This is a genomic window from Cryobacterium sp. MP_3.1, from assembly GCF_035984795.1.
Classification (GTDB): Bacteria; Actinomycetota; Actinomycetes; order Actinomycetales; family Microbacteriaceae; genus Cryobacterium; species Cryobacterium zongtaii.
In genome coordinates, this window is record NZ_JAXCHV010000002.1 from 55,563 (window position 1) to 69,011 (window position 13,449).

The 13,449-nt window shown below is 69.8% G+C and carries 15 protein-coding genes; 11 read left to right on the top strand and 4 right to left on the bottom strand.

All coding sequences use genetic code 11. The features are described from left to right. Positions 1-10: 10 nt before the first annotated feature. A complete protein-coding gene (locus tag RCH12_RS01875; RefSeq protein WP_327015871.1) occupies positions 11-1,177 on the top strand; it encodes a hypothetical protein in 1,167 nt (388 codons plus the stop codon). Positions 1,178-1,255: 78 nt separating this feature from the next. After that, positions 1,256-2,536 (top strand): saccharopine dehydrogenase family protein, encoded by a 1,281-nt coding sequence (locus tag RCH12_RS01880; protein ID WP_327015872.1) that lies wholly within the window; start codon positions 1,256-1,258, stop codon positions 2,534-2,536. A 10-nt stretch (positions 2,537-2,546) separates the two neighbouring features. On the opposite strand, the gene RCH12_RS01885 is transcribed toward RCH12_RS01880, so the two are convergent. Further along, positions 2,547-4,217, bottom strand: coding sequence for an HNH endonuclease signature motif containing protein (locus tag RCH12_RS01885; protein ID WP_327015873.1), 1,671 nt, complete (start codon positions 4,215-4,217; stop codon positions 2,547-2,549). Between the two features lie 185 nt (positions 4,218-4,402). Here RCH12_RS01885 and RCH12_RS01890 point away from each other — a divergent pair, with 185 nt between their 5' ends. The 6 genes from RCH12_RS01890 (at position 4,403) to RCH12_RS01915 (ending at position 8,449) form a co-directional block, all read left to right on the top strand. After that, entirely contained in the window at positions 4,403-4,846 is a 444-nt protein-coding gene (locus RCH12_RS01890) for a DUF805 domain-containing protein (protein ID WP_327015874.1), read from the top strand. Positions 4,847-4,955: 109 nt separating this feature from the next. Beyond that, complete coding sequence (locus RCH12_RS01895) at positions 4,956-5,480, top strand: hypothetical protein (protein ID WP_327015875.1); 525 nt, start codon at positions 4,956-4,958, stop codon at positions 5,478-5,480. Further along, entirely contained in the window at positions 5,473-5,616 is a 144-nt protein-coding gene (locus RCH12_RS01900) for a hypothetical protein (protein ID WP_165787989.1), read from the top strand. The genes RCH12_RS01895 and RCH12_RS01900 overlap by 8 nt, the downstream gene beginning before the upstream one ends. Before the next feature lie 94 nt (positions 5,617-5,710). Continuing rightward, a complete protein-coding gene (locus RCH12_RS01905) occupies positions 5,711-6,148 on the top strand; it encodes a DUF805 domain-containing protein (RefSeq protein WP_103432757.1) in 438 nt (145 codons plus the stop codon). A gap of 74 nt (positions 6,149-6,222) precedes the next feature. Next, positions 6,223-7,596, top strand: a complete 1,374-nt coding sequence (locus RCH12_RS01910; RefSeq protein WP_327015876.1) for an NAD(P)/FAD-dependent oxidoreductase — start codon at positions 6,223-6,225, stop codon at positions 7,594-7,596. A 70-nt stretch (positions 7,597-7,666) separates the two neighbouring features. Continuing rightward, a complete protein-coding gene (locus tag RCH12_RS01915; protein ID WP_327015877.1) occupies positions 7,667-8,449 on the top strand; it encodes a GNAT family N-acetyltransferase in 783 nt (260 codons plus the stop codon). A 36-nt stretch (positions 8,450-8,485) separates the two neighbouring features. Here the strand turns inward: RCH12_RS01915 and RCH12_RS01920 are convergent, their stop codons facing one another. Beyond that, positions 8,486-9,040: a hypothetical protein gene (locus tag RCH12_RS01920; RefSeq protein WP_327015878.1), complete on the bottom strand. Its 555-nt coding sequence runs from the start codon at positions 9,038-9,040 to the stop codon at positions 8,486-8,488. A 181-nt stretch (positions 9,041-9,221) separates the two neighbouring features. Between RCH12_RS01920 and RCH12_RS01925 the strand changes: the two genes are divergently transcribed. The 3 genes from RCH12_RS01925 to RCH12_RS01935 are packed head-to-tail and all read left to right on the top strand — an operon-like array spanning position 9,222 to position 11,528. After that, positions 9,222-10,589, top strand: a complete 1,368-nt coding sequence (locus RCH12_RS01925) for a TrkH family potassium uptake protein (RefSeq protein WP_207795576.1) — start codon at positions 9,222-9,224, stop codon at positions 10,587-10,589. Continuing rightward, on the top strand, positions 10,582-11,295 hold the full coding sequence (locus tag RCH12_RS01930) for a potassium channel family protein (RefSeq protein WP_240632356.1): 714 nt from the start codon (positions 10,582-10,584) through the stop codon (positions 11,293-11,295). Before RCH12_RS01925 ends, RCH12_RS01930 begins: the two co-directional genes overlap by 8 nt. Further along, positions 11,292-11,528 carry a putative acetyltransferase gene (locus RCH12_RS01935; RefSeq protein ID WP_088455122.1) on the top strand — a complete coding sequence of 79 codons (237 nt, stop codon included), beginning with the start codon at positions 11,292-11,294 and terminating at the stop codon, positions 11,526-11,528. Before RCH12_RS01930 ends, RCH12_RS01935 begins: the two co-directional genes overlap by 4 nt. 122 nt (positions 11,529-11,650) lie before the next feature. Here RCH12_RS01935 and RCH12_RS01940 read toward each other — a convergent pair whose 3' ends face one another. Together RCH12_RS01940 and RCH12_RS01945 are read right to left on the bottom strand one after the other, a co-directional pair. Then, complete coding sequence (locus RCH12_RS01940) at positions 11,651-12,994, bottom strand: RNA polymerase sigma factor (RefSeq protein WP_327015879.1); 1,344 nt, start codon at positions 12,992-12,994, stop codon at positions 11,651-11,653. Beyond that, complete coding sequence (locus tag RCH12_RS01945) at positions 12,976-13,353, bottom strand: YciI family protein (RefSeq protein WP_327015880.1); 378 nt, start codon at positions 13,351-13,353, stop codon at positions 12,976-12,978. The genes RCH12_RS01940 and RCH12_RS01945 overlap by 19 nt, the downstream gene beginning before the upstream one ends. Positions 13,354-13,449: the final 96 nt, after the last annotated feature.

Here is a 13,449-nt window from a genome sequence, read left to right on the forward strand (position 1 = left end):
GGAACCGGAGATGACCGTATCGGGCGGCACCGGGCTGCCCGACCCCGATGATGACTCCCTGGTCAATCCCGCCGGGCTGTACGTCCTGCGGGCCCGGGCAGTCCCGGGTGGCCGAGTCGAGGTCGGCGGGTTCGCGACCTTCCAGACCGTGCGCGTGCGGGTGGATGGGGTGAGTTCCCAGGGCCAGATCAAGATTTTCGGTGATCTCCCGCCACACGGGGTCTACGGGCGCCACGACGACCCGCAGGTGAACGGGGTGTTCGGCCGGGTGGACTTCGGCTGGCTGAGCCGGTTCTGGCTGACCCGCACGTCGACCTTCGACACCATCGACGAGACCACCCCGCGGCCCGGCGTGCTGGCGCAGGTCGACGGGCTGGAGGTCGGCCTGGCCGACACCTGCGGCACCGTGAGCCTGGCCGGGGTACCGCAGCTGCAACTGATCTGGCTGGGTGCGGGCGAGCCGGCCGGCGACGGCTGGGCACCGGATGGTTACGGGGCCTTCACGAAGCTGGTGGACCGTCGCCTGGTTTCGGTGGTGCGCCACGTGGAGTGGACGGCCATCTGGCGGGATCTCACGGTGCAGGTGGCGACCATCCGGAACGGACGGGCGGTGATCTTCGCGCCGAAGGGCGGGTTGCCGCCGTTCGATGCTCCAGAGATCGCGCGTGCCGAGAACATCCACAGCGGCTGGTCGGCCGTCGTTCCGTTCGAGCAGCTGAGCCTGCGGTCGTGGACCTCCACCGAGCGTCCGCTCGGTGCCGGTGTCGTGGCCAACTGTGTGGGCCTGGTGCGGGGGCGCTATGCGCTGGTCGCACGCCCCGCAGGGCCATCCGGGCCCGGCGAGGACCCGGTGCCGGCCCCGGGGAGCGAGATCGTCGTCAAGAAAGGTCGGGGCCAGACCGTCACCGCCGATTTTGTCCTGCTTCCGTACTCCCGCTATGGGCGTGCCTGGGATTGGCGGGTGACCGTTGACGAAAGCGAGGTGTCCGACCTCCGGCAGGTGACCGCGACCACCACCTGGCAGGGCCAGACCTACGCCGTCGAGGGTGGCGATGACAGCGGGGCACTCGTGTACCTCAACGGCACCTCGGTCGACGTGAACGAGACGACACCCTTCGTCTACACGGCGCAGCCCGCCGATCGACGTGGTCTGCCCGTCGACTCCATCTTCTGGTAGCGGCGCGGAGCATCCGGCTGGCAGACGGATGTGGGCCGGAGGGCTGACATCCCGGCCGCCGCACGCTAGCTTCGGGGAATGAAGATCCTTCTCGTTGGGGCGGGTGGCGTCGGTGACGCCTTCGCAAAGATCATTGCCCGCCGTTCCTTCTACGAGCACGTCGTGGTGAGCGACTACGACCTGGGCCGGGCGGAGCGCACGATCGCGTCGATCGCCGCCCGCCACGGCGGGGAGACCGCCGCCCGGTTCACGGCGGCGCAGATCGACGCATCCGACCCCGAGGTGGTGACCCGGGTGGCACGCGAGCACGGGGTCACCCACGTGATGAACGCCGTGGAACCGAAGTTCGTGCAGAGCATCTTCACGGGTGCGCTGGCCGCCGGCGCCGACTACCTCGACATGGCGATGAGCCTGAGCGAGCCGCATCCGACCGACCCGCACGCGCAGACCGGCATCAAGCTCGGCGACGACCAGTTCGAACAGGCGAGTGATTGGGAGACCAGCGGCCGGCTCGCGCTGGTGGGCATGGGCGTGGAGCCCGGCCTGAGCGACGTCTTCGCCCGGTACGCGTCCGATCACCTGTTCAGCGAGATCGACGAGCTCGGCACCCGGGATGGCGCCAACCTGGTCGTGCGCGACGAAGCCGGAAACGAGATCTTCGCGCCGTCGTTCAGCATCTGGACCACCATCGAGGAGTGCCTGAACCCGCCGGTGATCTTCGAGAAGGACCGCGGCTGGTTCACGACGCCGCCGTTCAGCGAGCCCGAGGTGTTCGACTTCCCGGAGGGCATCGGCCCGGTGGAGTGCGTGAACGTGGAGCACGAAGAGGTGCTGCTCATGCCGCGCTGGCTGGATGCGAAGCGGGTCACCTTCAAGTACGGCCTCGGCGAGGAGTTCATCGGGGTGCTGCGCACCCTGCACCTGCTCGGCCTCGACAGCGTCGCGCCGGTGCGAGTGCGCACCGCGGACGGGCAGGCGTCGGTGGCGCCGCGTGACGTGGTCGCGGCGAGCCTGCCCGACCCGGCCACGATCGGCCCGCGGATGACCGGCAAGACCTGCGCCGGCGTCTGGGTGACCGGCCTGGGCCTGGATGGTGCGCCGCGGGAGGTCTACCTCTATCACGTGAGCGACAACGAGTGGACGATGGCGGAATACGACGCCCAGTGCGTGGTCTGGCAGACCGCGCTGAACCCCGCGATCGCCCTGGAGCTGCTCGCGACCGGGGTATGGACCGGCACCGGGGTGCTCGGCCCGGAGGCCTTCGACGCCCAGCCCTACCTCGACCTGATGGCCGCTCCCGAACCCGCCGGCTACGGCCAGCCCTGGGGCCTGGACCAGCGCACCCCCGCCCCCCGCTGACCCGCCTCCGTCAGCCGCGTCCGTCTTCGTTGGTTGAGCGAGTCGAGAACCCGTGCGGTGCGTGCTGCTCGTCGGCGGCTGCGCTTTTGCTGCGGAGTTCGATGAGGGTTTGGCCGGGGTCGACGGATGCCGGGGGCCGTAGCCAGTAGCGGCCCCGGTTCTCGAAGATCTGCCAGCCCTGGTTGTGCAGCAGCCGGTGGTGCGGCCCGCAGAGCAGGATGCCTGACCGAATATCGGTCGCCCCATGGTCGCGCACCCATTCCTCCAGGTGGTGGGCTTCGGTGCGGGAGGGCGGTCTGTCGCAGTCTCCCCACCGGCAGCCGCCATCTCGGGTGGCCAGGGCGAGGCGTTGAGCCTGACTGAATATCCGCTCTTCCCGGCCGAGGTTCAGTGGTTGGCCGTCGGTGTCGAGGGACACCTCGACAGTGCCGAACGTGCAGATCAGCCGGTCGATGGTCTCCTGGGACACCGGCGCCAGATTGCCCTCGAGAAAGCCGTGCCCGGTGCCATCCGGGACCGGGATGAGCACCGTGGTCCCCTCGGGAGTGAGAGTTCCGGCACGGTCAGGGTGCCCGACCGGGCGCTGGGTGGGCGCGGTGACCAGCACACGCACCGCGGGGAGGCGACCGCCGAGGATCCGGTTCGGGTTCACCTCGCTGCCGGCCTTGAGCAGGTCGATGAAGGTGTCCGCGGCCATCTGCCCGGTGCTGCGCGGGTCGTCCTGAACGGCCTGAGCCCATGCGGCCCGGTCCGGGTCGACGAAGCGGACTCCACCGCGCCGCGGGCCGGTCAGGCTGTCGTAGACGGAGAGGATGAACTCGCCTTGTTCCGGCGGGAACAACCCGTGCACGTGCACCTGACCGGCGTCGGTGGTCCACACCCGCAGGTACCGGTCGTCCCAGGCCTTCTTCTCCCGCTTGGCTATGCCGGCTTCATCGAGGGTGTCGCGCATCCGACGAGACCGCCGAAGCAGCTGGTCCACGTTCATCCGCGTCGCCTCACCCAGAAGGGTCTTCACGGCGTCGGTGAGCACCGCCCCGGTGACGACGGCATCAACATCGCCCAGGCCGGTGCGAATGGCGTGCGCGGCGGTCACCGAGAGGGTCCCGGCGTTCACGGCCGAGGAGATCGGCCAATGCCAGGGCAGTGCCGCGGAATGCTCCACGAAGGCCTGGCCGTCGAAGAGGCCGCCCGACCCGGCCGTCTCAGGTGGTGCGTCCGAGCCGTCCGGCCCGCCGCCGGCCACGTCGAACAGCCGGAGCGCCACCTCCGCTTCCTCTTCCGCCTGATGCGCCTGAGCAGCCTCGGTGTCGGCGAGCATTCGACCCACGTCGACCAGCTTGAGAGCGTCTCTGCGCGTCGACCCGGTCATGGTCTGGATCAGCTCGTCCGGCGAGGTGAACCCCTGCCGCGCCGCCAACCCCTTCTGGCCCAGCTCGGGCCTGGAGCGGTGGGAGAGGGTCTTCGCCATCCATACCGATCTGGTCTCGACCAGGCCGCGCAACCGGGCGAGAGCACGCTGACCGGCGAGAAGCTCGGTATCGCTGAGGGAGTCATAATCGGCGCTGCAGACGCCCAGACCGGCCACCGCCTCCACCGCGGCCAGCAGTGGCTCAGTATCCGACCGCTCAGCCGCCACGGGCACGGCCCCGGGGGAGAAAACTTCTTCGATGGTGGACATGCAGTGAGAGTATCCCGATATCGCATACGTGTGTGAGAAAATCTCGCATTGTGGATAACATTCTTAGGCCTGCTGTCCCTGGCTTTCGATGCTCGGCGCTCCGGTCACCGATTCGGGGTCGCTGCTAGGGTGAACGCCTGCGGTCGTCCTCCCGATGGCCCATAAATGGGGGATTTAAGAACACTGTGCTGACTCCGCAAGCGGCTATCAAGTCTGTTTTCCGCAACTACGCCACCCTGGCCGGACGGGCCCCGCGCAGCGAATTCTGGTGGTTCGCACTGTTCCAGACCGTGCTCGTCGGGGTCGTGCTGCTGCTCGGCGCTCTGGGCGCGGGCATCGGCACACCCGAGCGCGGCGAGATGCCGGTGTCGATAGGTCTTTCCATCGGCGTCGTCCTGCTTCTGGCCCTTGGCCTCACCATCCCCAACATCACCGTCTACGTGCGCCGCCTGCACGATGCCGATTTCTCCGGGTGGCTCTACTTTCTTGCCTGCATCCCGTACGCCGGCACCCTGGTCGTCCTGATCTTTGCCCTGCTGCCCAGCCAGCCGGCCGGCGCGCGTTTCGACGCAGTGACGAACACCGGCACCGCCACGCCGCCGTGGACCCCGAGCCGGCCGATCTCCTGACCCTCGCCCAGTCTCCGAAAGGACCCGCCTGACGTCTCTGCAAAAAGCCATCACCCCGCAGACCAGCAACGCCTACCTCACCGCCGGCTTCGACCGGGTCTACAACTTCGTGGTCACGGTGCCCGACGCCGCCTTCGCCACCACGTCCGCGCAGCTCTTCGACGTGCACGCGCTGGGCTTCCCGGCGTCACCATTCACCTGCGACGACCGGTACGTCGACCTGATCCGGTTTCCGGCCCGCGCGACGATGCGGCTGGAGAAAGCGGTCGGCGGCACGGAGCAGGCCACCCGGGCGCTCACAGGCGGCAAGTCCGTGGGACGGGCGACCCCGTTCTCCCGCTACATCGGCACCCTGGCTGAGTTCAACGGTGCGCACCTCACCGCCGACGTGATCGACCAGGGCCGCCGCATCGTCCTGGCGACCGACACCAAGCCCGGCGACGAACGCTTCGTGCGCACCGGGCGCGGCAGGTGGAAGTACGAGATCCCGTTCGACCAGGCGCAGGGCATCATCGAGCTGGACATGGAGGCCAAATGGAACGGCCTGAACCTGCGTCCTGGGCGGAGTAGCCCGCCCGGTGCCGCCGGCACAGCTCGTGCTCGACCGGCGGCGCTAGAGTCTCCCCATGGATGACGACGATTACGAGAGCCGCCCGGTCGGTTTCATGGGAAAGATGCGCGGCGGGCTCAAGGGGCTCACCTGGGTGCTGATTCTGTCCCTGATCGCCATCACGGTCGGCGCCACGTCGCTGCTGTTCCTCTTTCAATAGACCGGATGTGCGCGCCGCCCCGGTAGCCTGACGGTGGGGGCGCACGGCCTCTGTCGGCCTGCGCCGACTCGATGGAGCCGACGAAAGAGACCCCATGCTGACACCCGCCGCGGCGATTGCCTCCGTTTTCCGTAAGTACGCCGACTTCACCGGCCGGGCGCCGCGCAGCGAATACTGGTGGTTCGCTCTGCTGCTCTGGGTCTTCTTCGGGGCACTGTCGCTGCTGCAGCTGATCCCGACCGGCATCGACCGGAACGGGTACCCCTCGCACAACTTCGAGCTCGTCTACATGCTGGTGGCCCCGATCGTGGCGATCGGCGTGCTGCTGCCCGGCCTCGCGGTGCTCGTGCGCCGGTTGCACGACGCGAACTTCTCCGGCTGGTTCGCGCTGCTGGGCCTGATCCCGGGCGTGGGAGCCATCATCCTGCTGGTCTTCACCCTGCTGCCCAGCAACGCCGCCGGCGCCCGGTTCGACGTGACCCGGCAGCCGAAGGCGCCCGGACTCTCCTTCCAGGGCTCGGGACTGCGCTAACCGCCTACCGGGCGCGGATGCGGGATGATCTCCCTATCGAGTGGGACCATCCGGCAGACGAAAGCGGTGCGCGCATGATCAACGGGGACGTCTCCTTCTGGTGGAACCAGATCGGCCGGCCGGCGCCGCGGCCGCCGCTGCCCGGTTCCACCCGCGCCGACGTGTGCATCGTCGGCGCCGGGTACACCGGCCTGTGGGCCGCGTACTACCTCAAGAAGGCCGCCCCGCAGTTGCGCATCGTGATCCTCGAGCAGCGTTTCGCCGGCTACGGCGCGTCCGGCCGGAACGGCGGCTGGCTGACCAACTCGGTCACCGGTGGGCGCGAACAGTACCTGCGGAGCCACGGCCGTGACGCGGCCGCCGGTTTCCAGGCCGCCATGAACGACACCGTCGACGAGGTGAGCAGGGTCGCCGCGGTCGAGGGCATCGACGCGGACATCGTCAAGGGCGGCGAGTTCACCGTCGCCTACGACCGGCCGCAGCAGCGGCGGCTCGAGGCCGCGGTGCGGGCCGAGCAGGCCTGGCCGCACACGGATGTCGAGCTGCTGAGCGCCGAGGCCGCCACGGCGCGCATCAACGTCGCCGGCAGCACCGGCGCGATGTGGCACCCGCACTGCGCGCGCATCCAGCCGGCGAAGCTGGTCGCCGGGCTCACCAGCGCCGTCCTGGCGTTGGGCGTGGAGATCTACGACGACAGCCGGGTGAGCGAGATCACCCCGCACACCGCCCGCACCCCACACGGCACCGTGCAGGCCGAGTTCATCGTGCGCGCCACCGAGGGTTTCACCGCCGGACTGGCCGGGCTGCACAGGGCGTGGCTGCCGATGAACTCGTCGTTGATCGTCACCGAACCGCTGCCCGCGGCCGTCTGGGCCGGCATCGGCTGGGACGACCGGGCGACCCTGGGCGACATGGCGCACGCCTACATGTACGCCCAGCGCACAGTGGATGACCGCATCGCCATCGGCGGCCGTGGGGTGCCGTACCGGTTCGGCTCTCAGACCGACTCCGACGGCCAGACCCCGGCGAGCACCGTCGAGGCGCTCACCCACATCCTGCACAGGTTCTTCCCCGGCACCGCGGATGCGGCCATCGAGCATGCCTGGAGCGGCGTGCTGGGCGTTCCCCGCGACTGGGCCGCGACGGTGGGCCTGGACCGGCAGACCGGTCTGGCCTGGGCGGGCGGCTACGTGGGCACCGGCGTGGCGACCACCAACCTGGCCGGTAGGACGCTCACCGACCTGATCCTCGGCCGCGAGAGCGCCCTGACGGCGCTGCCGTGGGTGAACCACCGGGTGCGCAACTGGGAGCCGGAGCCGCTGCGCTGGCTGGCCGTGACCGCCCTGTACCAGGCCTACACGCACGCCGACCGGGCCGAGCTCACCCGCCGCCGCAGCACCTCGCCCCTGGCGACCCTCGCCGACCGGGTCTCCGGCCGCGGCCACTAGCTCGGCATCCGCCCGCTGCCCGCGTCGCCGAACCCTCGATTCGGGCGCCGTCCTGTGGTGTACTCGTGGAATGAGCGTTGCTGAGCAGAGCGTGACCGAGGCCTACAGGCTGGCCACCATTGCCGCGGCGTCGGCCGCGGTGACGGTGCGGACGGCGGAACCGCGCGACCTCGATGGCATCATCGGCCTCTTCGAACGCACCTGGGGGGTGGGCCGCAGCCCCGACCGGGCGATGCTGCTCGCGCTCGACTTCGCGGGAAACCCGGTGCTGCTGGCCACCCAGCACGGCAAGCCGGTCGGCGCGACGCTCGGGTTCCTGGGTTGGACCGACGGGGTGCACCTGCACTCGCACATGGCCGCGGTGGTGCCGTGGCACCGGGGCGGCGGCGTGGGCTACGCCCTCAAACTCTTTCAGCGTGCACTGTGCCTGGAGCAGGGCATCACCGAGATGCGCTGGACCTTCGACCCGCTGATCCGCCGCAACGCGCACTTCAACCTGGTCAAGCTCGGGGCCGAGGTGACCGGGTTCCTACCCGATTTCTACGGCCGGCTCGACGACGTCATCTCGGGCAGCGACCGCAGCGACAGGTTCGAGGTGCGCTGGAGTCTGGACTCCCCGAGGGTGCTGCACGCGCTCGCCGGGGGACCCGTCCGGGACTGGACCGCCGTGACCAGCTGGCCGCTCGACGTGGATTTCGAGCAGCTGAGGGCCGACGACCCTGTCGGCGCCGCCCGACGCCGGGAGGACTCCAGGCTGGTCTTCGCCGAGGCGCTCGGCCGCGAACTCCGGCCAGAGCTCACGGCGGACAACGACTACGTCTTCACCACCGACGCCAGCGACCCGCGCGGCTAGGGTTCGGCCGCCGGGGGAGTCGGCGGTCAGGAACCGTCAACGGCCGAGGTCGGCGCCGGGGTCGAAGTCTTGCGGTGCCCGGCCGGTGATCCGGCGTTCGAACCAGTACAGGAGTTCGGGGCGCAGCCGGTTGAGCTCGGTGAGGGTCATCGGGTCCGGCACGCGCACCACGGGGGCGCCCAGCTCGTCCACGACCGTGTCCATCGCGCCGCGAGAATAGAACTGGCCGCGCATCCGCACCAGGAGCTGACCGTCGGCGCCGGTCACGAATAGCTGCGGGTGCGTGTCGATCGCGCCGCTCTGGTACAGCTCGAGAACCACGACACTGGCGACCTGCTCCACCGGAAAACTTGTCACCTGGCCGAAGAAGCCCCGCTCGGAGATGCCGGTGTCGTCGACCCAGACGCAAGTGCGCAGAAAACCGACGATGCCGACGGAGGCCCCGAGCATCACCAACAGCTGCACGATGAGGACCGGCATCCACTCCCCGAGGGGGATGGTGAGCCAGTAGAGGACGGCGAAGACGGGGGCGAAGAAGGCCAGGATCGAGAGGGTCGTCTGACGCAGCAGATGCCCGTGGGGTCGCAGCACTTGCACACGCAAGGCCGTACCCGTGATTTTGCCCACCCTCGTATCCCCTCCCCCCGGTGTACTACAGAGTATGCCCCATGCCCCGGCAACCCAGTAGACACCGTTCGGGGGGGTACGCGCGAGAGGACAGGGCGAAGAATCTCGTGCGCACGGGTTCGCCCAAGGGTCGTAGAGTGACACAGTGAACTCGCGGGCGAAGACGGGGCCGGGCCTCGGCCGGCCGAGATTCCGCCTGCACCCCGCCCAGGCGGTGGCCGCGGGTTTCGCCCTCACCATCCTCCTCGGCACCGGACTGCTCTCATTGCCGATCGCCAAGGTCGGCCCCGGCGGTGCGTCGTTCGCTGAGGCGATCTTCACGGCCACCTCCGCGGTCTGTGTCACCGGGCTCACCGTGGTCGACACCGAAACCTTCTGGACCCCGTTCGGCCAGGTCGTGATCCTGGTCCTGATCCAGATCGGCGGTTTCGGCGTGATGACCTTCGCGTCGGTGATCGGCCTGGCCGTGGTGCGACGGTTGTCGTTGCGCTCCCGCGTCACCGCCGCATCCGAGGTGCGCAGTGTGGGCCTCGAGGACGTCAAGGGCCTGGTGCTCGGTGTCGTCACCATCTCGCTGATTGTCGAGGGTGTCGTGGCGGTGCTGCTCAGCCTGCGGTTCCTGTTCGGCTACGGCGAGCCGGTCGGCCGGGCGATCTGGTTCGGGGTGTTCCACTCGGTGTCCTCGTTCAACAACGCCGGTTTCGCGCTGTTCAGCGACAACCTGATCAGCTACGCCGTCGACCCGTTCATCTGCCTGCCGATCGCGGCCGCCGTGATCCTGGGCGGGCTGGGCTTCCCGGTGATCGTGCAACTGCGGAAGCACCTGCGGTCCCCGCTCCTGTGGAGCATGAACACCCGCATCGTGCTCGCCGGCACCATCACCCTGCTGGTGGCCGGCACGGTCTACATCACCGCCGTCGAATGGTCCAACCCGGCCACGCTCGGCCCGATGGACTGGCCGGCGAAGATCCTGGTGGGCTTCTTCCAGTCGGTTCAGACCCGCACCGCCGGGTTCAACAGCGTGGACATCGGGGCGATGGACTCCGCCAGCCTGCTCGGCATGGATGTGCTGATGTTCATCGGTGGCGGGCCGGCCGGCACCGCCGGTGGTATCAAGATCACCACCTTCGCGGTGCTGTACTTCATCCTCGTCGCCGAGATCCGTGGCGACGGGGTGGTGAACGTGTTCGGCAAGCGGCTGTCGCGGGCCGTGCACCGGCAGGCCATCTCGGTGGTGCTCCTGGCCGTGTTCGTGGTCGTCGCGTCGACGGCCGTTCTGATGGTGCTCACCGACCTCACCCTCGACGTGCTGCTGTTCGAGGCGATCTCGGCGTTCGGCACCGTCGGGTTGTCCACCGGCATCACGGCGAATCTGCCGCCGGCCGGTCAGGCCATCCTGATCATGCTGATGTTCATCGGCCGGCTCGGGCCGATCACCTTCGCCTCCGCCCTCGCCCTGCGCGAGCACCCGGTAACGTACGAACTCCCGAAAGAGAGGCCCATCATTGGCTAAGTTCAGGTCGTCGTCGTATTCCCTGTTCGGCCAGCGGCAGACCGCTCGCCTGGCCGAGGAGGACTCCGTGGTGGTCATCGGCCTCGGCCGGTTCGGCAGCGCCCTCGCGCTGGAACTGATGGACAGCGGTACGGAGGTGCTCGGCATCGACGGCGACGAGGAGATCGTGCAGGCGCACAACCGGCTGCTCACCCACGTGGTCCGGGCCGACTCCACCAAGGAGGAGACCCTGCGGCAGCTGTCGGTGCCGGAGTTCAGCAGCGTGGTGGTCGCCATCGGCAGCGACATCCAGGCGAACATCCTCACGGCGTCGCTGCTGATCAAGATGGGCATCCCCAACATCTGGGCCAAGGCGGTGAGCGAACCGCACGGCGAGATCCTGCGCCAGCTGGGCGTCAAACACGTGATCTCCCCGGAGAAGGACATGGGCAAGCGCGTCGCGCACCTGGTGCGCGGGGTGATGCAGGACTACATCGACATCGGTGAGGACTTCGCCCTGGTGAAGACCGCCCCGCCCCAGGAGATCCTCGGCAAACCCCTGAGCGAGACCAGGGTACGCACGGTGCACGGGATCACCGTCACAGCCTTCCACCGGGCCGGCCAGGGCTGGAGCTACGCCACCATGGAAACCGTGATTCTCGCCGGCGACATCATCCTGGTCGCCGGGCAGACCGAGCGCGTCGAATCGTTCAGCCGGCTGCCGTGACGGGTCCCGTCGAGTTCCTCACCGGCACCGCGCTCGGCACCAGGGTCGTGGTGCGCACCCGCATCGCCGGCGGCTACACGGATGCCCTCGGCTACCTCCGCTCCTGCGACACCACGCACTGCACAGTGGAGACCAAGCGCGGCACCCTGACGCTGGCGCTCGCCGAGGTCGTCGCCGCCAAAGAGGTGCCGCCGCCCCCGCCACCCCGCCCCCGCCGTCACGTCGGCGAGTAGCCCCGCCCGACAACTGTTGCCCGTGCGGACTTCTGCGTCCGGCGCACCGGGCGCAGAAGCCCGCTTCGGCAACAGTTGCTGCCGGGGCGTGAACTGGGCGCGGCCCGCGGACGGGTTGCGGCTCACCCGGGCGGCAGGGCCCCCGCCCGACGCCGCAATGCCGCGCGCAGCCGCTCATCACCGGCCAGGTCCACGGCCCGGTCGTACGCGGCGCGGGCATCCGCCACCCGCCCGGCCTCGGCGCAGAGGTGCGCCCGGGTGGCCCAGAACGGCTGGAACGACGCCGTGTCCGGGCGGTCCCCGGCCACCGCGTCGAGCACGTCGAGTCCGGCCGGCGGCCCGTCCACCTCGCCGATGACCGCGGCCAGCGCCACCCGGGCGCCCGCGGTGGGGGAGAGGCGCACCAGTGCGGTGTGCAGGGTCTTCAGCGCCGCCCAGTCCGTCACCCCCGAGCGGGCCCGGTCGCAGTGCGCCGATTGGATCGCCGCTTCCAGCTGGAACCGGCCGATCCGGCCCAGCGGTTGGGCGCGCCGCAGGTAGCGCTCCCCGCGCTCGATGAGCGCGGTGTCCCACAGGGCCGGGTCCTGGTCGTCGAGGGCGACGAGCTCACCGGTGCTGCTGATCCGGGCCGGCAGCCGCGCGATCGAAAGGGCCAGCAGGGCGGCCAGGCCGAGCACCTCCGGCTCCTCGGGCAGCAGCGCGGCGAGGGTCTCGGCCAGGTACAGCGCTTCGCCGGCCAACGAGTCCGGCGCCGCGCGGGCATCCGGCTCGGCGCTGGCCCAGTCGATCGCGTAGGCGCCGTAGACGGCCTCGAGCACCGCGGGCAACCGCTGGGGCAGGTCGGTGAGCGACGGCAGCACGAACGGGATGCGCGTGGCGCGGATGCGCCGCTTGGCCCGCACCAGTCGCTGCGCCATGGTCTGCTCCGGCACGGCGTAGGCGGAGGCGATGTCGGCCGCGGTCAGGCCGAGCACGGTGTGCAGCATCAGCGGGGTGCGCACGGCCGGGTCGATGGCCGGGTGCGCGCAGACGCAGAGCAGCTCGATGCGCTTGTCGGGAATCGCCTCGGTGTCGAGGGACTCGAGCGCATCAATGCCCACCGTGCCGGCGCTGCCGACCCAGGCGTCCGGCCCCGGGCGCCCGGGCCCGTTTCCCGTCGATCGGGCGCCGTCCCGCGCGGGGCCGTCGAGCGCGCCCTCCGCCAGCGGGGCACGCAGCCGCACCGCCGCGGATTTCCACAGGTCCCTGAGCCGATTGCGGGCCACGGTGAGCAACCATCCCTCCGGATTGTCGGGAACACCATCGCGCGGCCAGGTGATGAGCGCGCGCTCGAAGGCGTCCGAGAGCGCGTCTTCGGCGGCCGCGATGTCGCCGGTGGGCGCGGCCAGCACGGCGAGCAGGCGCCCATAGGAGGCGCGGGCGGCCAATTCCGCCCGCGCCAGGGCGGTCACGCTACCTGGTGCCATTCGCCGTCGGTGAACACGATCGCCGACGGGCGCACCTCGATCGCCCCGTACTGGGCGGCGGGGCATTTCCCGGCCCAGTCGAGGGCGGCGTCGAGGTCGGGCACCTCGATCACGAAGGTGCCGTTCAGCCGTTCCTTGGTGTCGGCGAACGGGCCGTCCTGAATCTGCAGGGCGCCATCCCGCAGCGACACCGTCGTCGAGGCCGACACGGGCTGCAGGATGTCGGCGGACACGAGCACGCCCGCCGCGTCGAGGGCCTTGCCGTAGGCGTCGAACGCCGCCCGGCCCCATTCCATGTCCACTTCGGTGATTCCGGCGTCCCCGGACTCCTGGCTGATGACGAGAAGCGAATATTGCATGACCTGTCCTTTCACGCGTAACGGATACTGACACCCCCATGACGACTGAACCAGCCCGAAATCGACATCCGGGCGACATCCGGGCGGTAACTGTTG

Bases quoted from the DNA above. Each gene is read 5' to 3' on its own strand.
- RCH12_RS01915 (WP_327015877.1), top strand. From the start codon at position 7,667: ATGAGCGTTGCTGAGCAGAGCGTGACCGAGGCCTACAGGCTGGCCACC.
- RCH12_RS01880 (WP_327015872.1), top strand. From the start codon at position 1,256: ATGAAGATCCTTCTCGTTGGGGCGGGTGGCGTCGGTGACGCCTTCGCA.
- RCH12_RS01945 (WP_327015880.1), bottom strand. From the start codon at position 13,353: ATGCAATATTCGCTTCTCGTCATCAGCCAGGAGTCCGGGGACGCCGGA.
- RCH12_RS01910 (WP_327015876.1), top strand. From the start codon at position 6,223: ATGATCAACGGGGACGTCTCCTTCTGGTGGAACCAGATCGGCCGGCCG.
- RCH12_RS01885 (WP_327015873.1), bottom strand. From the start codon at position 4,217: ATGTCCACCATCGAAGAAGTTTTCTCCCCCGGGGCCGTGCCCGTGGCG.
- RCH12_RS01940 (WP_327015879.1), bottom strand. From the start codon at position 12,994: ATGGCACCAGGTAGCGTGACCGCCCTGGCGCGGGCGGAATTGGCCGCC.
- RCH12_RS01900 (WP_165787989.1), top strand. From the start codon at position 5,473: ATGGATGACGACGATTACGAGAGCCGCCCGGTCGGTTTCATGGGAAAG.
- RCH12_RS01875 (WP_327015871.1), top strand. From the start codon at position 11: ATGACCGTATCGGGCGGCACCGGGCTGCCCGACCCCGATGATGACTCC.
- RCH12_RS01905 (WP_103432757.1), top strand. From the start codon at position 5,711: ATGCTGACACCCGCCGCGGCGATTGCCTCCGTTTTCCGTAAGTACGCC.